Source organism: Azospirillum largimobile (genome assembly GCF_977007025.2).
The window spans coordinates 1,653,199-1,677,183 of record NZ_CDRMUA020000001.1 but is presented as its reverse complement, the minus strand read 5'-3'; the positions used below and the strand labels follow the sequence as shown (position 1 = coordinate 1,677,183).

22 protein-coding genes are annotated in these 23,985 nt (G+C 67.7%); 18 read left to right on the top strand and 4 right to left on the bottom strand.

Going from position 1 to position 23,985, the window contains the following annotated elements; translation table 11 throughout:
- Nucleotide 1: 1 nt before the first annotated feature.
- On the bottom strand, nt 2-2,245 hold the full coding sequence (locus tag ACWPKK_RS07780) for a DNA topoisomerase (protein ID WP_452002513.1): 2,244 nt from the start codon (nt 2,243-2,245) through the stop codon (nt 2-4).
- Between the two features lie 75 nt (nt 2,246-2,320).
- Between ACWPKK_RS07780 and ACWPKK_RS07775 the strand changes: the two genes are divergently transcribed.
- From ACWPKK_RS07775 to ACWPKK_RS07730, 10 genes are all read left to right on the top strand, one after another.
- Entirely contained in the window at nt 2,321-3,082 is a 762-nt protein-coding gene (locus ACWPKK_RS07775) for a trypsin-like serine peptidase (RefSeq protein ID WP_452002509.1), read from the top strand.
- Between the two features lie 96 nt (nt 3,083-3,178).
- Entirely contained in the window at nt 3,179-3,526 is a 348-nt protein-coding gene (locus ACWPKK_RS07770; protein ID WP_452002506.1) for a RidA family protein, read from the top strand.
- A 228-nt stretch (nt 3,527-3,754) separates the two neighbouring features.
- Entirely contained in the window at nt 3,755-5,896 is a 2,142-nt protein-coding gene (fusA, locus tag ACWPKK_RS07765; protein ID WP_452002503.1) for an elongation factor G, read from the top strand.
- A gap of 309 nt (nt 5,897-6,205) precedes the next feature.
- Nucleotides 6,206-6,733 carry a tetratricopeptide repeat protein gene (locus ACWPKK_RS07760; protein WP_452004738.1) on the top strand — a complete coding sequence of 176 codons (528 nt, stop codon included), beginning with the start codon at nt 6,206-6,208 and terminating at the stop codon, nt 6,731-6,733.
- A gap of 160 nt (nt 6,734-6,893) precedes the next feature.
- Complete coding sequence (locus ACWPKK_RS07755) at nt 6,894-8,285, top strand: hypothetical protein (RefSeq protein ID WP_452002500.1); 1,392 nt, start codon at nt 6,894-6,896, stop codon at nt 8,283-8,285.
- Between the two features lie 171 nt (nt 8,286-8,456).
- Nucleotides 8,457-8,825 (top strand): 30S ribosomal protein S13, encoded by a 369-nt coding sequence (gene rpsM, locus ACWPKK_RS07750; RefSeq protein WP_012974491.1) that lies wholly within the window; start codon nt 8,457-8,459, stop codon nt 8,823-8,825.
- A 15-nt stretch (nt 8,826-8,840) separates the two neighbouring features.
- On the top strand, nt 8,841-9,239 hold the full coding sequence (gene rpsK, locus ACWPKK_RS07745; protein ID WP_012974490.1) for a 30S ribosomal protein S11: 399 nt from the start codon (nt 8,841-8,843) through the stop codon (nt 9,237-9,239).
- A gap of 135 nt (nt 9,240-9,374) precedes the next feature.
- On the top strand, nt 9,375-10,391 hold the full coding sequence (locus tag ACWPKK_RS07740) for a DNA-directed RNA polymerase subunit alpha (RefSeq protein ID WP_085089782.1): 1,017 nt from the start codon (nt 9,375-9,377) through the stop codon (nt 10,389-10,391).
- A gap of 159 nt (nt 10,392-10,550) precedes the next feature.
- On the top strand, nt 10,551-10,979 hold the full coding sequence (gene rplQ / locus ACWPKK_RS07735; protein WP_109049822.1) for a 50S ribosomal protein L17: 429 nt from the start codon (nt 10,551-10,553) through the stop codon (nt 10,977-10,979).
- A gap of 155 nt (nt 10,980-11,134) precedes the next feature.
- Complete coding sequence (locus ACWPKK_RS07730) at nt 11,135-11,713, top strand: YqaA family protein (RefSeq protein ID WP_149221946.1); 579 nt, start codon at nt 11,135-11,137, stop codon at nt 11,711-11,713.
- Nucleotides 11,714-11,769: 56 nt separating this feature from the next.
- On the opposite strand, the gene ACWPKK_RS07725 is transcribed toward ACWPKK_RS07730, so the two are convergent.
- On the bottom strand, nt 11,770-12,042 hold the full coding sequence (locus tag ACWPKK_RS07725) for a hypothetical protein (protein ID WP_149221945.1): 273 nt from the start codon (nt 12,040-12,042) through the stop codon (nt 11,770-11,772).
- A gap of 124 nt (nt 12,043-12,166) precedes the next feature.
- Between ACWPKK_RS07725 and ACWPKK_RS07720 the strand changes: the two genes are divergently transcribed.
- Nucleotides 12,167-12,544: a hypothetical protein gene (locus tag ACWPKK_RS07720; protein WP_452002495.1), complete on the top strand. Its 378-nt coding sequence runs from the start codon at nt 12,167-12,169 to the stop codon at nt 12,542-12,544.
- Nucleotides 12,545-12,554: 10 nt separating this feature from the next.
- Nucleotides 12,555-13,874 (top strand): replication-associated recombination protein A, encoded by a 1,320-nt coding sequence (locus ACWPKK_RS07715; protein WP_452002492.1) that lies wholly within the window; start codon nt 12,555-12,557, stop codon nt 13,872-13,874.
- A 159-nt stretch (nt 13,875-14,033) separates the two neighbouring features.
- Here ACWPKK_RS07715 and ACWPKK_RS07710 read toward each other — a convergent pair whose 3' ends face one another.
- Both ACWPKK_RS07710 and ACWPKK_RS07705 read right to left on the bottom strand, forming a co-directional pair.
- Nucleotides 14,034-14,261: a hypothetical protein gene (locus ACWPKK_RS07710; protein ID WP_310112945.1), complete on the bottom strand. Its 228-nt coding sequence runs from the start codon at nt 14,259-14,261 to the stop codon at nt 14,034-14,036.
- A 173-nt stretch (nt 14,262-14,434) separates the two neighbouring features.
- Entirely contained in the window at nt 14,435-15,292 is an 858-nt protein-coding gene (locus tag ACWPKK_RS07705) for a cell envelope integrity EipB family protein (RefSeq protein WP_452002489.1), read from the bottom strand.
- 109 nt (nt 15,293-15,401) lie between these two features.
- Between ACWPKK_RS07705 and ACWPKK_RS07700 the strand changes: the two genes are divergently transcribed.
- The 6 genes from ACWPKK_RS07700 (at nt 15,402) to ACWPKK_RS07675 (ending at nt 23,985) form a co-directional block, all read left to right on the top strand.
- Nucleotides 15,402-16,403 (top strand): 2-hydroxyacid dehydrogenase, encoded by a 1,002-nt coding sequence (locus tag ACWPKK_RS07700; protein WP_452002486.1) that lies wholly within the window; start codon nt 15,402-15,404, stop codon nt 16,401-16,403.
- Nucleotides 16,404-16,643: 240 nt separating this feature from the next.
- A complete protein-coding gene (locus ACWPKK_RS07695) occupies nt 16,644-17,378 on the top strand; it encodes a GGDEF domain-containing protein (RefSeq protein WP_452002483.1) in 735 nt (244 codons plus the stop codon).
- Nucleotides 17,379-17,644: 266 nt separating this feature from the next.
- Nucleotides 17,645-18,052 (top strand): response regulator, encoded by a 408-nt coding sequence (locus ACWPKK_RS07690; RefSeq protein WP_324866309.1) that lies wholly within the window; start codon nt 17,645-17,647, stop codon nt 18,050-18,052.
- Between the two features lie 42 nt (nt 18,053-18,094).
- The gene (locus ACWPKK_RS07685) at nt 18,095-19,489 is read left to right on the top strand and encodes a PleD family two-component system response regulator (protein WP_324866310.1); all 1,395 of its coding nucleotides are present in this window, start codon (nt 18,095-18,097) and stop codon (nt 19,487-19,489) included.
- A gap of 102 nt (nt 19,490-19,591) precedes the next feature.
- Complete coding sequence (locus tag ACWPKK_RS07680) at nt 19,592-20,257, top strand: phosphatase PAP2 family protein (RefSeq protein WP_452002478.1); 666 nt, start codon at nt 19,592-19,594, stop codon at nt 20,255-20,257.
- Nucleotides 20,258-20,445: 188 nt separating this feature from the next.
- The gene (locus ACWPKK_RS07675) at nt 20,446-23,985 is read left to right on the top strand and encodes a DEAD/DEAH box helicase (RefSeq protein WP_452002475.1); all 3,540 of its coding nucleotides are present in this window, start codon (nt 20,446-20,448) and stop codon (nt 23,983-23,985) included.

The following is a 23,985-nucleotide window of genomic DNA, read 5'->3' as shown; positions in this document are numbered from 1 at the left end:
ATCAGCGTGCGTGCTGGTCCAGGAAGCTGCGGCACTGGTCGAAGTCGCGCAGGCACGGATCGGGTAGGGCGATGCCCTTGCGTTCCGCCAGACTGCGGGCGAAGGCGACCATGCGTTCCGTCGGCTCGCGTCGGCGATGCGCATTCGCCGCCGCCGGGCCCGCGGGCGGCTCGCTGTCCAGGGTGACGCTCTCCGGCGGCGCCGATGCGCCGGCCTTGGCTTTGCGGGCGTGGCGCGGCTTTGGCGTCGCAGCCTCTCCCTCCACCGGCGTGGCGGCTTTGCGGGTCCGCCGACGCGCCGGCTTGGCGGCACCGGCGGCGGCGGCGGCGGAGCTGGTGCGCCCGCCCCCCGCCCCGCGGCGGGTGAAGCGTGCCTTGGGGGCGGGCAGGCCGAGGTCGAGCGTCGTGCCGCGCTGCCCGACCAGCGCACCGATCAGCCGCTCCGCCTCGGTCGCGATGGCGTCGATCACGCGGCGGAAATCGGCGCGGCCGGTCACCACCTCGTCCAGCTTCATTTCCCACAGCGCGGTGGTGCCGGGATCGACCAGCGTCGGGGCGGCGGCACGTAGCGTCTCGAACAGGTGCAGGCCGGCCGGCGTCGGGACCAGCCACTTGCCGTCCGCCCCCAGCAGGTTCTGTTTGCGCAGCCCCTTAATGACCTCGGCGCGGGTGGCCGGGGTGCCGATTCCCTTGGCCTCCTTCAACCGGTCGCGCAGGGCCGGGTCCTCGACGAACCGCCAGGAGTTCTGCATGGCGTCCACCAGCGTGCCTTCGTTGTAGCGCGGCGGCGCCTGGGTGCGCTTCGCCTCCACCTTCGGGTCGCTCAACGTCGCCGGCTCGCCGTCGGTCAGCGGCGGCAAGGTCTGCTCGGCCTCCTCCTCCGGTTTGCCGTCGGAGTCGGCGGAGCCGAAGGCCGCCTTCCAGCCCAGCTTCAGCGGGATGCGGCCGACGGCGCGGAAGGCGACCGGCTTGGCCCCCCCGGGCGTCGGCACCGGGACCGGCATGGTCACGCTGGTCTGGCGATACTCGTAGTCGGGCATCACCGTGGCGAGGTAGGACCGGCAGATCAGCGCATAGAGCCGCTTTTCGTCGTCGGTCAGCCGGACCAGCCGCGATTCCAGATCGTCCAGCACATTGACGTTGGGAATCACCGCATGGTGCGACACGCCCTCCAGAGCCTTGTCGCAGAAATGGCCGGACTTGCCCTTGCGGATCACCGGCCGGGCAATGTCGAGATGGGCGAAGCCGCGCAGCCGGGTCAGCGCGCCGACGATGGCCGGCACGTCGGCGATTTGATTCTCCGACAGATACCGCGCCTCGGCGCGCGGGTAGGTGATCAGCTTCTTGCCGTCGCCGTCATACAGCTCCTGCGCCACCGACAGCGTGCGGTCGGCGGTCCAGCCCCATCGTTGTCCGCAGGTCTTCTGCAGCGAAGGCAGGTCGTACAGCTTTGGCGGCGCCTGCCGCTTCTCCTCCACCGTCACGGTCAGCGGGCCGCGGTGGTTGTCCGCGGCGCGGGCGATGGCCTCGGCCGCAGCGCGGTCCTTGATACGGTCCTTGGGCGCCGGGGCGTGGCGCATCTGGAAGCTGCCCTCCGCCACGGTTGCGGTCGCGACGACCTCGAAATAATCCTCCGGCTTGAAGTTGCGGATCTCCAGCTCGCGCAGGCAGACGATGGCGAGTGTCGGGGTCTTCACCCGGCCGATGCCGATGACGCCGCGGGTGCCGGGCGCCAGCAGGGTCTTGGTCGCGGTGCGTGTCAGCGACAGGTTGTAGATCTGGTCGGCCTGCTGGCGCGCCACCGCCGCCTCGTAGAGCGGGCGCATGCTGTCGTTGGGCTTGAGCGCGGCGAAGGCATCGCGCAGGGTCTTCGGGTCCTGCGCCGTGAAAAGCGCGCGCCGCACCTTGCCGCGATAGCCGACATGCTCCAGGATCTCCTGCCCGATCAGCTGGCCTTCGCGGTCGCAGTCGGTGGCGAGGATCACCTCGTCGCAGGCGCGCAGCGCGGCGGTGATGGCCTGCAGCTTCGCCGCCTTGTTGCCGCCCTGGTCGGGGCGGGTGGGATAGAGCCCGTCCGGCTTCAGCAGGGTCGGCGACCAGCGTTTCCAGGCGGGATCGACCTCGTCCGGCTCGGCAAGCCGCAACAGGTGCCCCTCTGCCGGCAGGATGCGGCCGTAACGGTCGCCCAGGGCTGCGCGCAGGTCCTTCGCCTGGCTGGATTTCTCAGTGATGATCAGCGTCGCCATGTGCGGGAGAATACGGGATTGAGGGAAACGGAGCAAGAACATGCGCGCTGTCGGCGCCGCCTTGGCGCTGGCCGTATGGTCGCAGCGGCGCTTGCGCTCGCAATCCTGGCCGGTGCGCCCGGAGCCGATGCGGAGCGGCCGCTGCTGCCCGGTGTCGGGCCGGGGGACCGGCGGGTGCCGGTGGATGCGTCGGCGGCTCCGTGGCGCAGCGTCGTCCGGGTGCAGACCAACCTGGCCGGCCGCTGCACCGGGGCCCTGGTCGGGCCGCGCACGGTGCTGACTGCCGCCCATTGCCTGTTCAACCCGCGGACGCGGCGCTTCCTGCAGGCATCCTCGCTGCATGTCCTGTTCGGCTATGACCGGGGGGAGTTCACCCGGCATGTCACGGTGGCCCGCGTCGCGACCGATCCGGCCTATGATCCCGCCGCGCCCAATCCAGTGGTTTCGGCCGACTGGGCGGTGCTGACGCTGGCCGAGGCGGCGCCGGAGTCGGTGCCGCCGCTCCCCGTCAGCGCCGCGCCCCTGCCGGCGGGGACGCCCCTGATGCTTGGCGGCTACAGCCAGGACCGGGCACAGATCCTGATGGCCGATCGCGACTGTCGGATGCTGGGGGAGAGTGCCGGACTGCTGGTGCATGATTGCGACGCCACGCGCGGGACCAGCGGTGGGCCGCTGCTGGTGCGGTCGGCGGGCCGGGACGGCGCAGCCGGCGGCGGCTGGGCGGTCGCCGGAGTCGGCGTCGCTGCCGGAAATGCCCCGGCCGTGCGCAATTTCGCGGTCCCCTCCGGCCGGTTTGCCGCACTTTTGGCGAAGGATACCGCCGCGGAGCAGCCCTGAGCGGGGGAGGCGCATTTTTTACTTCGCGCGAGGCTCTGAATGGCATAGACGTACGCGCGTCTTTTTCGAGCCCCCGGAACCCGGAGTCTTCTCGTCATGTCGATCCAGCGCTTCCACACCGGACCGCGCATGAGCCAGATGGTCGTCCATAAGGACACGGTCTATCTCGCCGGTCAGGTCGCCGACGAGCCGACGCCCGACGTCGAGCGTCAGACCGCCCAAATCCTGGCCCAGATCGACGCCCTGCTGGCGGAAGCGGGCAGCGACAAGAGCAAGCTGCTGTCGGCCACGATCTATCTGGTGGACATCGCCAGCTTCGGCGCAATGAACAAGGCGTGGGAGGCCTGGGTCGATCCGGCCAATCCGCCGGCCCGCGCCACGGTGGAAACCAAGCTGGCGGCCCCGGAGTATCTCGTTGAAATTCAGGTCACCGCTGCTAAATAAGGCGGCGGAAACGGGGCGACCCGGCAGCCTCGGTTGGGGTGTGCCGGCGTGGCCCGAACGCTGTGAGGGCCGCGCGCTTCAATAATCCGACAAATTGCTTGTCGGTTTACGGAATGTTAATGACGCCTTAACAGATCGCCCGTAAAACCCCGACCAACCTCTGCCGCCGAAGCGGACGACCCTGACGGTCGCGCTTCGGTTGTCGCGTTACTGCAATGGAACCGCAACATGCCGCGCCAAACGCCACTGTCTGACATTCGGAACATCGGCATCATCGCCCACGTCGACGCGGGCAAGACGACGACCACCGAGCGCATTCTGTACTACACCGGTCGCAAGCACACGATCATCGACGTCCACGAGACGAAGGATCTGAAGACGTCGACCACGACCGACTACATGGAGCAGGAGCAGAAGCGCGGCATCACCATCCAGTCGGCCGCCGTTTCGGCCTTCTGGCGCGAGAAGAAGATCAACGTCATCGACACCCCGGGCCACGTGGACTTCACCATCGAGGTGAACCGCTCGCTCCGCGTGCTCGACGGCGCGGTCGTGGTGTTCGACGGCGTCGCCGGCGTGGAGCCGCAGTCGGAGACCAACTGGCGTCTGGCGGACAACTACAACGTTCCGCGCATCTGCTACGTCAACAAGATGGACCGCTCCGGCGCCAACTTCCAGCGCTGCGTCAGCATGATCAAGACCCGCCTGAACGCGCGTCCGGTCTGCATCCAGGTCCCGCTCGGCTCGGAAGACAACTTCCGCGGCATGGTCGACCTGGTCGAGATGAAGGCCTATGTCTGGTTCTCCGACGACAAGGACGCCAAGTGGGAGACCTGGGAGGTCACCGACGACCTCGCCCAGAAGCTCAACCTGACCGTCAAGGAAGACCTCGACAACCTCGCCAGCATCCCGGCCCTTCGCGCCGAGCTCGTCGACACCGCCCTGGAAATGGACGAGGCGGCGATGGAAGCCTACCTGGACTCGGGTGAGGATCCCTCGCCCGACGTTCTGCGCGCCTGCCTGCGCAAGGGCACCATCACCAGCGCCTTCACGCCCGTGCTCTGCGGCTCGTCCTACAAGAACAAGGGCGTCTGCCAGGTTCTGGACGCGGTCGTCGATCTGCTGCCGGCCCCGACCGACGTCGAGGCCATCAAGACGGTGGACGAGGACGGCAACGCCAACGGCGAGCGTCTCAGCTCCGACGACGCGCCCTTCTCGGCGCTGGCCTTCAAGGTGCTGAACGACACCTACGGCTCGATGACCTTCGTGCGCGTCTATTCGGGCGTGCTGACCAAGGGCATGTCGATCCTGAACTCGACCCGCGGCAAGCGCGAGAAGATCGGCCGCATGGTCGAGATGTACGCGAAGGACGCCAACCCGATCGAGGAAGCCCGCGCCGGCGACATCATCGCGCTCGTCTCCCTGCAGGAGACCGAGACCGGTGACACGTTGTGCGACGCCTCCGCGCCGGTCATCCTGGAGCGCATGCGCTTCCCCGACCCCGTCATCAGCGTCTCGGTCGAGCCGAAGACCAAGGGCGAGCAGGAGAAGTTCTCGATCGCTCTGGGCAAGATGGTCCGCGCCGATCCGTCGCTCCGCCTGGAGACCGACCGTGAAACCGGCCAGACCATCCTGCGCGGCATGGGCGAGCTGCATCTGGAAGTGACGCTGGACCGTATGCGCACGGAGTTCGGCGTGGAAGGCAACATGGGCAAGCCCCAGGTCGCCTACCGCGAGACGATCACCAAGCCGGTCGAATACACCTACACCCACAAGAAGCAGACCGGTGGTTCGGGCCAGTTCGCCGAGGTGAAGATCGTCTTCGCGCCGCGCGAGCGGGGTGAGGGCTTCGAGTTCCTCGACGAGACCGTCGGCGGCACGGTTCCGCGCGAATATGTCCCGTCGGTCAAGAAGGGCCTGGAGATGCAGAAGGAAGACGGCGTCCTCGCCGGCTACCCGACTGTGGACTTCAGCGCCCGCCTGGTGGACGGCAAGTACCACGACGTCGACTCGAACGCCCTGACGTTCGAAATCGCCGCCAAGGCCTGCTTCCGCGAGGCTCTGCCGAAGGCCGGTCCGATCCTGCTCGAGCCGGTGATGAAGGTCGAGATCGTCACCCCCGACGATTACCTGGGCGACGTCATCGGCGACGTGAACCGTCGTCGCGGCACCGTCCTGGGCCAGCTGGAGCGTGGTTCGAACATCGCCGTCGAGGCCAATGTCCCGCTGAACGAAATGTTCGGCTACATCGGCCAGCTGCGCGGCATGACCTCGGGCCGTGCGTCCTACACGATGGAGTTCAGCCACTACGAGCCGGTGCCGCGCAACGTCACCGACGAAATCGTGGCCGGCCGCAACAAGGCCGCCTGATCGCCCGGCCCGAGTCATCGGGCTGGCAGTCGGGACACATCCGGTAAAGCAACGGCCGGCGGAGCGATCCGCCGGCCGTTCGCCGTTTCAAGAGGTTGTGGGTGGATCTTGAACTTCCGGCTCAGGTCCGCTCCGTCACCCGACGGGGACTGCACCGATGGCGTAAGGGTCATAGATCGGCGGCTTATGGCGCCGAGTCAGCACCTCTGACCAATTCTTTAGCGATTTGCAACCAAAAAATAGTTGGCAGAGCGTCGAATCCGTGCCCAAATTTGGAGCATGATGATTCGGCGCTTCTTTTCCTTGACAGTGCTTTTGCTGCTGACCCTCGGGGTGCCGGCCGGGGCGGGGCAGGGGAATCTGCGTCTGGACAGCCTTTTCCAGGCCTTGCACAGCACCACCGACGCGGCCTATGCCGAATCGGTGGAGGAGCATATCTGGGACTTCTGGCTCGACCATCCCGACCCGGCGATGGTCCGCGACATGCGCGCCGGCGTGCTCAGCCTGAACGGCGACGATTACGAGTCGGCTCTGCGCGCCTTCGATGCGGTGGTTGCCCGCGACCCCTCCTATGCCGAAGGCTGGAACAAGCGCGCCGCGACCCATTACATGCTGGGCGACTACCGGTCGGCCATGCTGGACCTGCGCCACGCCTTGTCGCTGGAGCCGCGCCATTTCGGGGCGCTGGTGGAACTGGGTTTGGTCTATCTGGCGCTGGGTGACGAGAAGCCGGCGCTGCGAGCCTTCGACGCGGCGCTGAAGATCAACCCGCATCTCGGCCGGGTGCGGGCGCAGGTCGACGCCCTCCGGCACCGCGCCGCCGGTACCGACCTCTAGGCAGGCCGGCAGGATCGGCTGCTACCGATTGTCACGAGCAATAAGCTCCTAAAAAACGCGCGATGGAGGTATAACCTTCGGTGATGCGATCAATGGGCGGTCGCCGTCTCAATCCTGCGCGTCCGCAATCGGTGCGGCTGGGCCGGATGCCGGGGGTACGATGTTCGACCAAGCCATCCATCTCATCGGCGAATTGCGGGTGCTTAGCGCACTGGGCCTGCTCGGCCTGTCCTTCATTCTGCCGCTGACGATCTTCATCGGCCGTACCAACATCAAGAATGTCAGGCAGAAGATCATCGCCGATCTGGAGTCGGTCTTCCGCATCGAGGGGCGCGAGCACGACCAGCTGATCCCGTCCTTCGAGTTCGCTGCCTACAAATACCGCGCCTTGCCGCAAGGACCGGACAACACGCAACCGTCGGAGTGGCGGGCCTATTTTCTTCCCGTCCTGGTCTTCATCATGGTGTCCTTCAGCGGTTTCCTGACTTCCAGCGGCATGCTGCTGGGCAAAGATCGCCTGGACCATTTCCAGCCACTGTTCAGCGGGATGACGCTGTACGGAGTCGACGGGGTCACGCCGGTCGATCTGGTGCATTATCAGCTTCAGACCGTGGCGGTGCTGTCCTTCACCTTCTTCGGCGCCTATGTCTGGTCGATCAATTACCTGATTCGCCGAATCTCCAACTACGACCTGTCGCCGATCTCCTTCCTGCGCGTGACCGGCCACATGATCCTGGCCTGCGTTACCGCGGTCACCCTGCACCACGGCTATATGGATCTGGCGCAGATGGTGCCGGAAGGGGCGGTCGGCGACCGGGTCCCGGAGCTGATCGTGGCGTTCCTGATCGGATTCTTCCCCAAGCTCGGCCTGCAGACGCTGCTCAGCCGGGTGCCGCAGTTGCAGGTCCGGCGGATCGACCCGCGGGCGCAGGCTTTCATCCGCGAATATCCGATCGACATGATCCTGGGCATCGACTCGTCCATCAAATTCCGGCTGGCCGAGTTCGAGATCGAGGATGTGCAGAACCTCGCCACCGCGAATCCAATCCTGCTGTTCGTGGAGACACCCTACGGCATCTACGAAACGATGGACTGGGTGGCCCAGGCCCAGCTGATTCTCGCGCTCGACCTCGACCAGATCGAGGCGCTGCGGGTCGTCAATGTGCGGACCATCTTCGACATCGAGCGTTTCATGGCGCGGCCGGAGTCGCGGCCCCGGCTGGTCCAGGCGCTGAACTGCCCCAAGACGGACGGCAAGGGCACGGTGCTGGTGGCCGACCGCGGCATCACGCTGGAGAACCTGGACTCGGTGGTGCAGGCCATCGGCGAGGATCTGCATGTCCAGCGCCTGCGCCAGATCTGGCGCAACATCGAGCTGAAGCTGAGTCTCGACCTGCCGCAGGTGAACCGCGACCGCGCGCTTCTGAATGCGGGGCGGCTGCCGCGGAGCCCGGTTCCGGCCAGGGATATGTCGGTCAACGACGCCGACCCCGGCCGCGAACCGCTCGATACCGCGCCGGGGCTTGTGCGGCCGGCGGTTCCTGCCGAGTAATCGGCCTTGACAAGTTCCGGGGTTTTTCTATAGTCCCACCCTCTCGCCGCCCCACCGGGTGGCGGGTAACATTGTGCGTTCCTGGTCGCGGCCTTGTGCCGGACGGGATTTGCTCGGTGTGTAGGTGGCCCGACGGGCTGCCGTTGAGATATCGAGATCGAGGAGAGTAACGTGGCGCGTATCGCTGGCGTCAACATCCCCGCGCAGAAGCGCGTGGAGATCGGGTTGACCTACATCCATGGCATCGGCCCCTTCAAGGCCAAGGAAATCTGCGCGAAGCTGGAAATCCCGGCCGAGCGTCGCGTGAACGAGCTGACGGACGACGAAGTCCTGAAGATCCGCGAGACCATCGACGCCGACTACCGCGTCGAGGGCGATCTTCGTCGTGAAGTCGCCATGAACATCAAGCGTCTGATGGACCTGGGCTGCTACCGTGGCCTGCGTCACCGCAAGGGCCTGCCGGTCCGCGGCCAGCGCACCCACACGAACGCCCGCACCCGCAAGGGTCCGGCCAAGCCGATCGCCGGCAAGAAGAAGTAAGAGGACGAACGCAAAATGGCCAAGCCCTCCGCCGCTTCTCAGCGCCTGCGTCGTCGCGAGCGCAAGAACATCACCGCCGGCGTCGCTCACGTGAACGCCTCGTTCAACAACACGATGATCACCATCACCGACGCGCAGGGCAACACCATTGCCTGGTCGTCGTCGGGCACCATGGGCTTCAAGGGTTCGCGCAAGTCGACGCCCTACGCCGCCCAGGTCGCTGCCGAGGACGCCGGCCGCAAGGCCCAGGAACACGGCATGAAGACCCTGGAAGTCGAAGTGAAGGGTCCGGGTTCGGGGCGTGAGTCCGCCCTGCGCGCCCTGCAGTCGATCGGCTTCCAGATCACCTCGATCCGCGACGTCACGCCGATCCCGCACAACGGCGTTCGCCCGCCGAAGAAGCGTCGCGTCTGATCCAGTACCGTTTCCGCACCCGCGGGGACCGACCGTTCCGGGACAGGGGGCCGCTGCCATCGCGGCCCCCTCAGCATGGGAATGGTTCGGGCCCCGCGGGTTCGTGTCCACCCGATGGCATCTTGAGGTCGATCCGTGCTTCAGAAGAACTGGCAGGAACTGATTAAGCCGAGCAAGCTGGACATCCAGCCCGGTGACGACGCCGACCGCTTCGCGACCGTGGTCGCCGAGCCGCTGGAACGCGGCTTCGGTCTGACCCTCGGCAACGCGCTGCGCCGCATCCTGCTCTCCTCGCTGCAGGGTGCCGCCGTCACCTCGATCCACATCGACGGCGTGCTGCACGAGTTCTCGTCCATTCCCGGCGTCCGCGAGGACGTGACCGACATCGTCCTGAACATCAAGACGATGGGTCTGCGCATGGGCGGCGACGGCCCGAAGCGCATGCGTCTGCGCGCCGAAGGCCCGGGCGAGGTCAAGGCCGGCATGATCGAGACCGGTCCCGACATCCAGGTCATGGATCCGGAACTGGTGATCTGCACGCTGGACAACGGCGCGCGCCTGAACATGGAACTGACGGTCGAGACCGGCAAGGGCTATGTCCCGGCCAGCCAGAACCGTCCGGAAGACGCGCCCATCGGCCTGATCCCGATCGACGCCCTGTTCTCGCCCGTGCGCAAGGTGTCCTACAAGGTCGACAATGCCCGCGTCGGGCAGGTCACCGACTATGACCGCCTGTCGATGACGGTGGAGACCAACGGTTCGGTCAAGCCGGACGACGCGGTGGCTCTGGCCGCCCGCATCCTGCAGGACCAGCTGCAGCTGTTCATCAACTTCGAGGAGCCGACGCACGCCGTCTCCGAGGAGAAGCACGAGGAGGTTCCGTTCAACAAGAACCTGCTCCGCAAGGTGGACGAGCTGGAGCTGTCGGTCCGTTCGGCCAACTGCCTCAAGAACGACAACATCGTCTACATCGGCGACTTGGTGCAGAAGACGGAGGCGGAAATGCTCCGCACCCCGAACTTCGGCCGCAAGTCGCTGAACGAGATCAAGGAAGTGCTGTCCCAGATGGGCCTGCACCTCGGTATGGAAATCCCGAACTGGCCGCCGGAGAACATCGAAGAGCTGGCCAAGCGTCTGGAAGAGCCGTACTAAGCATCTCGCGTTTTCCGCGCCCTTTCCGTCGTCAGGCGGGAAGGGCGCGTTTCCCAGGGCCGCCACGGCCCGACCCCACAGCCGTACCAGCATTTCGACTGGGCGGCGGGGTTCACGATCGGCTCCCCGAGGGGGGCCAAGCCATGAAGGAGGACCGCCATGCGTCACGGCGTTTCGGGACGTAAGTTCAGCAAGACCAGCAGCCACCGCAAGGCCATGTTCTCGAACATGGCGAACGCGGTGATCAAGCACGAGCAGATCACCACCACCCTGCCGAAGGCGAAGGACCTGCGTCCGATCGTCGACAAGCTGATCACGCTCGGCAAGAAGGGTGGCCTGGCCAACCGTCGCCTGGCTTTCGCCCAGCTGCGCGACAACGAGACGGTCACCAAGCTGTTCACCGTTCTGGCGGACCGCTACAAGGACCGTCAGGGTGGCTACAGCCGCGTCCTGAAGGCCGGCTTCCGCTATGGCGATGCCGCCGACATGGCCGTGTTCGAGCTGGTCGAGCGCGATGTCTCCGCCAAGGGCCAGAACTCCGGCCCGACGCAGGATGTCGCCGAGGCCGAAGGCGAGACCGCCGAGTAACATGACCGGGCATCGCGCCGGTTTCTCGCCCCGTGCGGCATCGGGTCCCAGGACCCCGTGTTGTGCAGGACGGAACCGCCGATATCGGTGATATATTAGACCCTTCCTTCGGGCCACCCCCCGGAGGAAGGGTTTTCTCTTATGTGGCCGGTCGAATGTTGCGTTCCCTTTACACGCGCCTCCAGCGCCTCTCCGCCCGCGACGATGCCGTTTGGTGGATGTCGGCGATCTCCTTCGCCGAAAGCTCCTTCTTCCCGTTGCCGCCGGACGTGATGCTGGTGCCGATGTGCCTGGAGAAGCCCAAGAAGCTGTGGTTCTACACCAACATCTGCGCGCTGGCGTCGCTGCTGGGCGGGCTGCTGGGCTATGCGCTGGGCTTTTATCTGTTCGAGAGCGTCGGACGGATGATCATCGACTTCTACAATGCGCAGGAGTCGTTCCAGCATTTCCAGGAGATGTTCGCCGAGTTCGGCCCCTGGTTCCTGATCCTGAAGGGGGTGACGCCGATCCCCTACAAGCTGCTGACGATCACCGCCGGATTCGCCCATCTGGACCTGACGGTCTTCATCCTCTGTTCGATCGTCGCGCGCTTTTCCCGATTCTACATGATCGCCATCCTGCTGCACTTCTACGGGCCGCAGGTTCAGCAGATCATCGAAAAGCGCCTGATGCTGGTGGCCACCGTCCTTCTGGTCGTGGTGGTCGGCGGCCTGCTCAGCTTCAAGTTCGTCTAGAGTGTGGTCGCTTCAAGCGAAGCCGCTTGAAGCGTGATCACACGGGAAACCTCGGATCAGTCCGGCATGCCCTGGTCCTGGCGGTTGCGCCGGGACGGGGGCAGGGCGTCGCGGTCGGCACGGTCGCGGCGCACGATCATGACGATGGCGACCGCCACGAACAGCCCGCCCAACATCGGGATGATCATCTCGCCCATGCCGATGTTGGGCAGGGCCAGCGCGCGCGAGGCCAGCATGACCAGACCAAGGACCAGCAGCGCCAGCAGCAGCCGCAGAGAGCGGTGGCGCGGCGGGTTGCGTGTTGATCTGCCGTCCGATTCCGGTGTCATTTCAGTCATTCCCTTCTTGATGCGGTTGTCGGCATAGTGGGGACCGAACGGGGGATGGTCCAGAGGGGTGTGGCATTCCGCCATGCCCGCGACCGTCCTCACAACAAGAAGAATAGGAGCCGTCGTGGCTATGTTCCGTCCGGTCCGTCTCATCGCCCCGCTGGTGGCCGTCGCCTTGCTCGGCCTGTCGGCCTGCGCCGACCGTCCGTCCGACCGTCCGGCCGCTTCGGGCCCGGCGCCCACCGTCACCGTCGTGCCCGGCCCCTCGACCCCGCGCGGCGGCGCCGACGACCAGTCCCTGCGCCTGGATAATGGCACCGGCGCCGATGTCGGCGCCTCCTGCCAGGCCCAGTGCGAGCGCAGCCACAATGTGTGCATGGATTCGGTGGCCGCGCGCAACCAGGGCGGCATCGACCGCGCCGATTCGACTCCCTTCAGCCCGACCGACAACTGCAGCTTCCAACTGAAGCAGTGCTACCAGCGCTGCGGCGCGGCGCGCTGAGGCAGCGGCCATGGCGAAACGCGGCGAGTCGGGCGGGGATGCCGGGCTGTTCGAGTCGGCGGCTCCCCGCCCGCTCGCCGACCGGCTGCGCCCGCGCACGCTGGACGAGGTGGTCGGCCAGGACCATCTGCTGAAACCGGACGGGCCGCTCGGCCGCATGGTCGCGGCGCGGCGGCTGGCCTCCATGATCCTGTGGGGGCCGCCCGGCTGCGGCAAGACCACCATCGCCCGCCTGCTGGCCCACAGCACCGACCTGCATTTCGAACCGCTTTCGGCGGTCTTCTCCGGCGTCGCCGACCTGCGCAAGATCTTCGACGCTGCGCGTGCCCGGCGGGTGGCGGGGCAGGGCACCCTGCTGTTCATCGACGAGATCCACCGTTTCAACCGCTCGCAGCAGGATGGCTTCCTGCCCTTCGTCGAGGATGGCACCGTCACGCTGGTGGGCGCCACCACCGAGAATCCGTCCTTCGAACTGAACGCCGCCTTGCTGTCGCGAGCCCAGGTGTTCGTGCTGAACCGGCTGGACGACACGGCGCTGGAAAAGCTGCTGTCGCGGGCGGAGGCGGAGATGGGCCGGCCCCTGCCGCTGGATGCCGATGCGCGCGCCGCGGTGAAGGCGATGGCCGACGGCGACGGCCGATTCTGCCTGAACCTGTGCGAGGAGCTGTTCGCACTGCCCGGCGAGACGGTGCTGGACACCAACGCGCTCGCCGCCACCATCCAGCGCCGCGCCCCGCTGTACGACAAGGCGCAGGAGGGGCATTACAACCTCATCAGCGCCCTGCACAAATCGCTGCGCGGGTCCGACACCGACGCGGCGCTCTACTGGTACAGCCGCATGCTGGACGGCGGGGAGGACCCGCGCTACATCGCCCGGCGCCTGACCCGTTTTGCCGTGGAGGATGTCGGGCTGGCCGATCCCAACGCCCTGACCCAGGCCATCGCGGCGTGGGAGGCCTATGAGCGGCTCGGCAGCCCCGAGGGCGAGCTGGCGCTGGCGCAGCTGGTCATCTATCTGGGGACGGCGCCGAAGTCGAACGCCGGCTATACCGCCTACAAGGCATCGGTGCGCGCGGCGAAGGAGACGGGCTCGCTGATGCCGCCCAAGCATATCCTGAACGCGCCGACCAAGCTGATGAAGACCATCGGCTACGGCAAGGGCTACGAATACGACCACGATACGGCGGAGGGTTTCTCCGGCCAGAACTACTTCCCCGAAGGCATGGCTCGGCGCGAGTTCTACCAGCCGGTGGAACGGGGATTCGAGCGCGACCTGCGCAAGCGGCTGGACTATTGGGCCAAGCTGCGCGAGCGGCGGGGGGAGGAGTAGGGGGCTCGGCGTCTTGTCGCGTTAGACCCCCACCTAACCTCCCCCACTGGGTGGGGGAGGAACTGCCGCCACTCTCCCGCTTCAGCACCGGTCCCCTCCCCCGCCCAGCGGGGGAGGGTTAGGGTGGGGGGAGCCGGCTGACGCCTTTCAAGTCTCTATTTACGCCGCCATCCCACCCGACGGTGCCGCCGCGATCAGGCGGTAGTGGCTGGTGTCGGCCAGGACCGAGCAGCTCAGGGTCTTCGACACGCCGTCGTCTTCGGTGCTGACGACGCGGGCGTGGGGGATACCCAGCAGGTTGACCGTCGCCGTCACCCGCCAACCGCGGACGCCGGCGGTGCCGACCGGTTGGAAAACCTGCCCGATCTGGACATGCTTCTTGCTCATGACGGACAAACCCTTCGACGGCCGCCCGCACCCCCTTGATGGGGCCGAGTCGGCCTGTTGCGCAAAACTCAACCCACAGTTAAACGCAGCAACGAGTCGCGATCAACAGGGAAACAGCCGTTCTTCCACCTGATGCGATGATGCAGGCATGATTGTCACGGGGCGGCCAACCGTCAGCAGCCCGATTTCGGCAGCGCCTCGATCTTCTCCAGCACGGCGTTGACGGTGAAATCGCCATAGTCGATCTGCATGGACTCGGCGATGCCGTTCTCCAGCAGGCGCAGGCTCATCTCATATTCCGGCTGCGCCGAATCGCTCTGCAGCGGGAAGAAGGCCATGCGGACCGGCCAGGATTTGCCCACCTTCAGCAGCGGATCCTTGCCGGCTTCCTTCGGCGCGCCCGGCTTGCCGGCGACGGTCGACACCTCGGTCGGTCCCTCCGCATCCGATCCGTCGAAGATGGTGCGGGTGAAGAAGGGCTCGTTCCGCTCGGCATGGTCGAGGATCGCCAGCGTGTGGGCGGTGGGGAACATGGTGCCGGCCGGCAGCTCCATCTCCTGCGGTTCCGGCTTGGTGAACTGGGCGGTGCCGGCGCCGTCGGCCTGCAGGTTCGCCTCGCCGCGCACCTCCTCGTCCAGCTCGCCGTTCACCAGCTTGCGGACGTTGAAGCGGTAGCGCATGCCGTTCTTCGCCTCCCACGTCGTGTAGTTGGTGTTCATCGCCATGTCATCGCCCTCGCTGTAGACGAAGCGCAGCTGGAAACGCTGCTCCGTCGTCCAGCCGTCGCAGGCGTCGGCCCATTCGAACATCATGCGGCCGCGGACGTCGCTGACCTTCGACCCGTTGCGCGCCGATCCCAGCGACATGGCGTAGATCGCCCGGTGCGGCTGGATCTTGGCCGCGACCGCCGCCATGGAGGTGGCGGCCGGCTGTGCCAGGACGGGAGTGGCCGCGAGGAGCGCACCGGCGGTGACGGTGGCGGCGAGGACCGTGCCGACGGTCGCCGGCAGGGCAGAGAGACGGTCGAGCAAGACGGGATCCACAGGTGATTGACGGCTCTGGGTGAAGTATGGGTGTTTTTGCCGCGGTCCGAAAGAGCCGCCACCCTTGATTCCTAATCAATGGAAGGGAACAGCCCGAATGACAAGCCCTGCCGAGACCCCGCTGGACGCCGCCACCCGTCCGGTGGTGCTGCTGACCCGCCGCCTTCCCGATGCGGTGGAGGCGCGGGCGTCGCGCGATTACCGGGCGATCCTCAACCCCGAAGACCGGGCCTTCGGCGGGGCGGAGATCGCCGCCCGCGCCGCGGAGGCGGGGGCCGATGCCGTCCTGTGCTGCGCCGGCGACCGGCTCGACGCCGCCGCCATCGCCGCCCTGCCGCAGCGGGTGCGGGTGCTGGCGACCTTCTCCGTCGGGACCGACCACATCGACCTGGAGGCGGCGCGCGCCCGCGGCCTGACCGTCACCAACACGCCCGACGTGCTGACCGACGCCACCGCCGACATCGCTCTGCTTCTCCTGCTGGGTGCCGCGCGCCGTGCGTCCGAGGGGGAGCGGATGATCCGGGCGAATGCCTGGCCCGGCTGGACCCCGACCCAGCTGATGGGCACCCATGTCGGCGGCAAGCGGCTGGGCATCGTCGGCATGGGCCGCATCGGCCAGGCGGTGGCGGCCCGCGCCCGCGCCTTCGGCATGGCGATCCACTACAGCAATCGCCGCCGCCTGACCCCGGAACTGGAACTGGGCGCCACCCACCATGCCGACCCGGAGGAGATGCTGGCGGTCTGCGATGTCCTGTCGCTCCACTTCCCCGCCACGGCGGAGACCCGCCATTGGCTGAACGCCCAGCGGATCGAGCGGTTGCCGCCGGGAGCCATCCTGGTCAACACCGCGCGCGGCAGCGTGGTGGACGACGCCGCCGTGATCGATGCGCTGAAGAGGGGACGGCTGGCAGCGGCCGGGCTCGACGTGTTCGAGAACGAACCCAACCTGCATCCCGGCTATCGCGACCTGCCCAACGCCTTCCTGCTTCCGCATCTGGGCAGCGCCACGGTGGAGACCCGCAACGCCATGGGCTTCAAGGCCCTGGACAACATCGACGCGGTGATGGCCGGCCGTCCGGCGCCCGACCGGGTGGTGTGAACCGCCGCCTTGAGGCGGGTGTGACCGCTGCCCGGCAGGGATTTCCTGCCACCAAAGAGCGGCGGTGGGCAGAAGATGCCGGCCGGGTGGGAAAGACGCTCCATGCCCGGCCGGTGATCGGCAGGCACAATTCGCCGCCGATCGATAAAATGCCTGGCATCTGCGGGGTCCGTCGGGTTGGCACGGTGGTTGCTTGGATGAGGTCGAAGTGTTCCGACCTTCATCAGAGGAGCCGACCCCATGAACGCCATCGTCGCCGCCCTGGACCTGAAGCATCATGCCTCCGACCGTTTCGACGTGCCGGTGGGCTGGTCGCCGGTCGCGCTGGCTTCGCGCGTCGGGCTTCTGCGGGGGACCGAGCGCCAGACGCTGGACGAGACGATCGAACTGCTCGCCGAGGCAAAGGAGACGATCGCCGAGTTGCAGGAGCGCATCGCCTACCTCGAAAGCCTGACGATGACGGACGAGTTGACCGGGCTGCTGAACCGGCGCGGTTTCTACAGCCACTTCCGCCGCGAATTGGCGTCCGCCCGCCGCAACGGGTCCGCCGGCGGCCTGCTGGTCATGATCGACCTGGACGGGTTCAAGGCGATCAACGACACCCACGGCCATGTCGCCGGCGACGCCTATCTGCGGCAGGTCGCGCGCATGATCGTCGGCAATGTCCGCCAGGAGGATGTGGTCGCCCGGCTGGGCGGCGACGAGTTCGCCGTGCTGCTGACCAACACCGACACCGCCAGCGGCCTCGCCCGCGCCCGGCAGTTGGCGGCCATCGCCGACGCCACCCATGTGGAATGGGGCGGGCACAGCCTGCCGGTCCGCTTCTCCGTCGGCACCCAGCCCTATGGCGCCGACGACAGCGAGGACGAGGTGATGCGCCGTGCCGACGCCATGATGTACGGCGCCAAGGGCGCCCGCCGCCGCGACGCCAAGCGCAAGTGCGACATCAGGCGGAAGACCAGGCAGGCCGCCTGAGACGGGGCACCCGCCACGCACCTGCTCGAACAAAGACGTCCGCGCCCGACGCGGGCGGCTTTTTTCCTGTCCGGACAGGGCAATGAACGGTGTCAGGGGTGCCGTCCATTGGTCGGGTAACGACTATTTAACCGTCGCGACCTATTCAGAAAGGGGGTATACCGGAGTGCGATGCCGCACGGGTACCCGCCGCCCGATGGTCGAATGGCGGGCGCAACCGGGTATCGGATGGCGTGAAGGCGGGGGCCTGACCCAGGGGAGGATGCATGTCAGCGGAGCCGGGCGGTCCAACCTTGGCCGGTGGTAAGCCGACGAAGACCGTCCTCATCGTCGAGGACAACGAGCTGAACATGAAGCTCTTTCATGACCTGCTCGAAGCGCACGGCTACGACACGCTGCAGACCCGCGACGGCATGGATGCGATGCGGCTGGCCCGCCAGCACCATCCCGACCTGATCCTGATGGACATCCAACTGCCCGAGGTGTCGGGGCTGGAGGTCACCCGCTGGATCAAGGACGATCCCGATCTGAAATCGATCCCTGTCGTGGCCGTCACCGCCTTCGCGATGAAGGGCGACGAGGAAAAGATTCGCCAGGGTGGCTGCGAGGATTATGTGGCGAAGCCCATTTCGGTCGTGAAGTTCCTCGAAACCGTCAAGAAGTTTCTCGGGTAAGTCGGTTTTCTCTGTAGCAATTCTGCAGGAATTTGCCTTTCGATGTCCGCGCGTGTCCTTGTCGTCGATGATGTTCTGCCCAATGTGAAGCTGCTCGCGGCGAAGCTGACGCGCGAGTACTTCAATGTGCTGACGGCGTACAACGGGCCGGACGCGCTGGAGATGGTGCGGCGGGAATCGCCGGACATCGTCCTGCTGGACGTGATGATGCCGGGCATGGACGGGTTCGAGGTGTGCGAGAAGATCCGCTCCGACCCCGCCACGATGCACATCCCCGTCGTGATGGTGACGGCGCTGTCCGACATCGCCGACCGGGTGCGCGGGCTGGAGGCCGGGGCCGACGATTTCCTGACCAAGCCGGTGAACGACATCGCGCTGTTCGCGCGCGTGCGCTCGCTGGTCCGCCTGAAGATGATGATGGACGAATGGCGGCTGCGCGAAAGCACGTCCGGCCAGTTCGGCGTCATCGAGCGCAGCGGCACCATGCTGAGCGAATCCTTCGAGCACGCCACCGTGCTGGTGCTGGAGGATTCCATGCTCGACCTGGAGAAGGTGACGGAGACCCTGCGGCGCGACCACAACACGGTGATGTCGGCCGACACCTGCGCCAAGGCGTTGGAACGCGCGCTGGGAAGCGAACTGGACCTCGTGGTGGTCAGCCTGACCCTGCTGAACGAGGACGGGCTGCGGCTCTGTTCGCAGCTGCGCTCGCACGAGCGGACGCGGCAGGTGCCGATCCTGCTGATGGTGGACGAGGGCGACCTGGGGCAAGTGGCCAAGGGGCTGGAACTCGGCGCCAACGACTACGTCGTCAAGCCGGTCGACCGGAACGAACTGCTGGCCCGCGCCCGCACCCAGATCCGGCGCAAGCGCTATCAGGAACGGCTGCGCTCCAATTACGAGCAGAGCCTGTCGATGGCGCTGACCGACAGCCTGACCGGCGTCTTCAACCGCCGCTATGTCAACGCCCATCTGCCGCGACTGCTGGAACGCGCCATCGACAGCCACAAGCCGGTGTCGGTGCTGATGTTCGACATCGACCACTTCAAGGTCGTCAACGACACCTACGGCCACGCCATCGGCGACGAGGTGCTGCGCGAGGTGTCGGCGCGCGCCAGCCGCAACCTGCGCACCTTCGACCTCGTCGCCCGGCTGGGCGGTGAGGAGTTCGTCGTCATCCTGCCGGACACCGACGGGGAAGCTGCGCTGATCGTCGCCGAACGCCTGCGCTCGCGCATCGCCGACACCCCCTTCGCCGTGTCGGCCGACCGCGGCGAGATCAACGTGACCGTCTCCATCGGCATCTCCATCGGCGGCCGGCTGGGCGACACGGCCGAGGGCCTCATCCGCCGCGCCGACGAGGCGCTGTACGAGGCGAAGCGGTCCGGCCGCAACTGCGTCATCGCCGACGCGCGCGCCGATCAGGTGGAGGGGTAGGGCGGGGCGGAATTTCCCGGCCCTTGTCGTTCGTGCTGCGCCGCACCATCTGGCAAAGCCGTTCCTTCCTCCGCCGCCTCCACCACCATGCACGGGGTCCCGATGTTCGCCACCGCCAGCGGCGCCATCACCCATCTGGGCAGCAGCAGCCTTCTCGTCCCGCTTTCCGCCCTCTACGCCACCGCCCTCTGGCGGCACCATTCGGCGCCGCTGGCGCTGCGCTGGCTGCTGGCGCTGTCGCTCTGCCTCGGTATCATGGTGGTGCTGAAGCTGGTGGGGCATGGCTGCGGCCTGCCGGACTTTCCGCTGTTCCCCTCGCTGTTCGCCGGCGACCGTTTCGTCAGCCCCAGCGGGCACGCCGCCTTCGCCACCGTCTTCTACGGTTCCGTGGCTGCACTGGCTGCGCGCGACGCCCGATCCGTCTGGCTCAGGATCGGCCTGCCGCTGGCGGCGGTGGCGCTGGTGCTGGCCATCGGCGCGTCCCGTGTCGCGGTATCGGCCCATTCGGGGGCGGAGGTGGTGGCCGGGCTGCTGATCGGCGGCCTGTCGGTCCTGCTGTTCCTGTGGACCAGCCGGAAGGACGGCGCGCCGCGCCTGCGCGTCTCGCCCTGGCTGTTGGGGGCTCTCGCGCTCGGGCTCGCCCTGCTGGTCCATGCCGGCGACCCGTCCTTCGTCGAGGGGACCATCCGCCGCGTGGCCTACCATTTCGGCAGCGGCGCCGGACTGTGCGAACTCGCCGGCCGGGTCTTCCCCGGTGCCCGCGGATAAACCACCAATCGGGATGAAGCCGGCGGCGTCCTGTGGTATGACGGGCGGTCGCGCGTGACCCGGAGGTTCGAGCCCCCGGAAGCCTGACACCCCTGCAAGCTTGAGCCAGGGGCTTGCGTCCCGCGGCGCAAGGTCCTATACCGACGCCCCGTTTCCGTTCCGTTCCGGCCAGGTCACTTCCGCACCGCATGTCGCTATTCGATGCCCTGCCGCGTGGCCCTTCGGGTGGCGCCGCCGTCCCCTTCGCCCAGGAGGACCTGACGCGCGTCTTCGATGCCAAGACGCTGCAGCGCGGCCGCACGCTGATGATGACCGGTGCGGCGACGCTGGGACCTGCCGGCGGCGACCGGATCGAGGCGGAGGTCAGCGATCTCGGCCGCCGCCTGTCGGTGACGGTGACCCCGGTGCAGGGCAAGCGCAGCGTCGTGCTGGAGCGGACCTGCAGCTGCGGACGCAACGCCTGCGCCCATATGGCCGCGGCGGCGATGCTGGCGCTGGAAAGCCGCCCGGAATGGCGCCGCGCCTCCCTGTTCGACGTCGCCGACCTGAAGGCGCCGATCGCGCCGCCCCCGCCACCGCCCCCGATCCCATCCCCGGCGACCGCGCCGGCAAGCCTTTCGCCGGCTCCCCAGCCGAAGCCGCCCGCGGCTACGCCCGCGCCGCCTGCGCCCCCAGCACCGAAGACCCCGCTGTCGCTGGTCCGCCCGCCGGTTCCGCCGCCGATCCGCACCATCGCGCCTCCTCCGCCTCCGCCGGCCCCGCCGAAGCCGGAGCCGGTGCGCAGCCTGCGCTGGACCCTGGAGCCGGGGCAGGGCGATGTCGCCTGCTACATCCTGGCGGAGTTCGTGGCGGAGGGATCGGCCGACAGCAGCCCCGCCACCCCGCGCGACGTGCTGGCGAAGGCGCCGCGCTCGCTCGACGGCGACGCCGACCGTGCCATCGCCCGCCTGCTCGGCGGCGGCGGGACCGAGCGCACGCCCGTCGCCAAGAGCCGGGGGGAGGCGGTGGACCGCCTGCTGCGCCGCCTGCTCTCCACCGGGCGGCTGCGCTGGCGTGATGGCACCCCGCTGGCCGAGGCGCCGGGCCGCACCGTCCGGACCTTCCGTGACCCCGCCACCCGCAAGTTGCGCCCGACCGGCCTGCCCGAACGCAGTGTTCTGGTGAAGGGCCAGACCTATTGGTGCGTCGACAGCGCCACCGGCACCGTCTTCCCCGTCGATCTCCAGGTGGTCGAGGTGCCGAAGGCCAAGCCGGTGCCGCCCGCTCCCGTCCCGCCGCCGGTTCCGTCCAAAGCGACGCCGTCCCGCCTGTTCGGCCCGTCGCGCGGCGGTCCCTCGAAACCGGGGGCGGCGTCGATGCCGCGCATCACCCCGCCGCCGTCGATGCCGGGTTCCAGTTTCCGCGACACCGGCATTCCCGGCGTGCGCAGCGGAGCCGCCGATGCCGCGGCCATCGTCGAGCGGTCGCCGCGCATCATCGCGCGGCTGGGCCGCGTGGTGACGCCGGCCGACGGGCTGGTCGACGTGCTGCGCCTGTCCTTCGACTATGGCGAACCCGGCCGCCCGGTGGAGATCGAGCCCGACGACCAGCGCCAGTTCGCCCGCTACGAGGATGATTTCGGCGACGTCACCTTCGTCCGCCGCGACAAGGCCGACGAGCAGGCGGCGCTGGACCGTCTGTCCGGCCTCGGCTTCGCCCAGGCGCGGATCGAGCCGCCGAAGGGTGCGCTGAACGCCCGCGGCTCGCGCGTCCACTGGCTGACCGGCCGCGACGTGGAGGAGCGCTGGCAGCATTTCCTCACCACCGAGGTCCCGGCCCTGACCAAGGCCGGCTGGGTCATGGAGGTCGGCGCCGATTTCGGCACCAAGGTGATCGAGCCGGGGGCCGAGGTGGAGGTCGCGGTGCGCGACGCCGGCGACGGCTGGTTCGACCTGGATGTCGGCGTCGAGATCGACGGCGAACGCCAGCCGCTTCTGCCCATCCTGGCCCGGCTGGTGGAGAAGGGCGGCCTGTCGACCACCCGCATCATCGACGGCCGCGCCCATATCGTGCTGGACGACGGCAACGTCCTGGCCCTGCCGGCCGAGCGGATCGAGCGGCTGCTCAGCGTTCTCGAAGCGATGCTGGACAGCGGGCGCAGCAGCGGCGACCGGCTGAAGGTGCCGCTGGCCGAGGCGGACTCCCTGCTGGACATCGACGACCTGATCGCCCGGCGCGGCGACGAGACGGCGCAGATCGACGGCTATCTCCAGCGCCTGCGCGCCGACGAGATGCCCGGCGACATGACGCCGCCGCCGGGCTTCAAGGGCGAGCTGCGCGACTACCAGCGCGCCGGCCTCGCCTGGATGCAGAGCCTGCGCGCCAACAACGTCGCCGGCATCCTGGCCGATGACATGGGGCTGGGCAAGACCGCCCAGACGCTGGCCCATATCGCGATGGAGGAGCACGAGGGGCGGCTGACCGAGCCTTGCATGGTGGTGGTGCCGACCAGCCTCGTACCCAACTGGGTGGCGGAATCGGAACGCTTCACCCCGCATCTGCGGGTGGTGGTGCTGCATGGCGTCGACCGTCACGGCAAGCTGGCCGACATCGACCGCGCCCACATCGTCGTGACCACCTATGGCGTGGTGGCGCGCGACATCGACCTGCTGAAGCGGCTGACCTGGCACATGATCGTTCTGGACGAGGCGCAGGCGATCAAGAACCCCGACGGCAAGGCGACCCGCGCGGTGGCGGCGCTGCCGGCGCGGCACCGGCTCTGCCTGTCCGGCACGCCGGTGGAGAACAATCTGGGCGAGCTGTGGAGCCAGTTCGCCTTCCTGATGCCGGGGCTGCTGGGCGACCGCAAGGATTTCGGCAAGCGTTATCGCGTCCCCATCGAAAAGCGTGGCGACAACACCCGCGCCAACCTGCTGATGCGCCGCATCCGCCCCTTCCTGCTCCGCCGCACCAAGGAGGCGGTGGCGAAGGAGCTTCCGCCGAAGACCGAGGTGGTGGTGCGCATCGACCTCGACCGCGACCAGCGCGACCTGTACGAGACCATCCGCCTGTCGGTGAACGAGACGGTGCGCGCGGCGCTGGCCGCCAGCGGCAAGGGGCTGGGCCAGAACGCCATCGCGGTGATCGACGCGCTGTTGAAGCTGCGTCAGGTCTGCTGCGACCCGCGCCTGCTGAAATCCATCGCCGCGCTGGGCGGCAAGGCGCGGTCGAGCGCCAAGCTCGACGCCCTGACCGAGATGGTGAAGGAGATGGTGCCGGAAGGCCGGCGCATCCTGATCTTCTCGCAGTTCACCACCATGCTCGACCTGATCAAGCTGGAGTTGGAGAAGGCCGCCATCCCCTATGTCGAGCTGACCGGCCGCACGCTGGACCGCGCCCTGCCGGTGAACCGCTTCCAGAACCGCGAGGTCCCGGTCTTCCTGATCAGCCTGAAGGCCGGCGGCCGCGGCCTGAACCTGACCGCCGCCGACACGGTGATCCATTACGATCCCTGGTGGAACCCGGCGGCCGAGGATCAGGCGACCGACCGCGCCTATCGCATCGGCCAGGACAAGCCGGTCTTCGTCTACAAGCTGATCGCCGCCAACACGGTGGAGGAGCGCATCCTCGATCTCCAGCGCCGCAAGGGCAGCCTGTCCGCCGCCACCATCGAGGGCAAGGGGCTGGTCAGCGCGCTCGACGGCGGCGACATCGACTATCTGCTCGGCGACGGGGAGGAGGAGGAATAA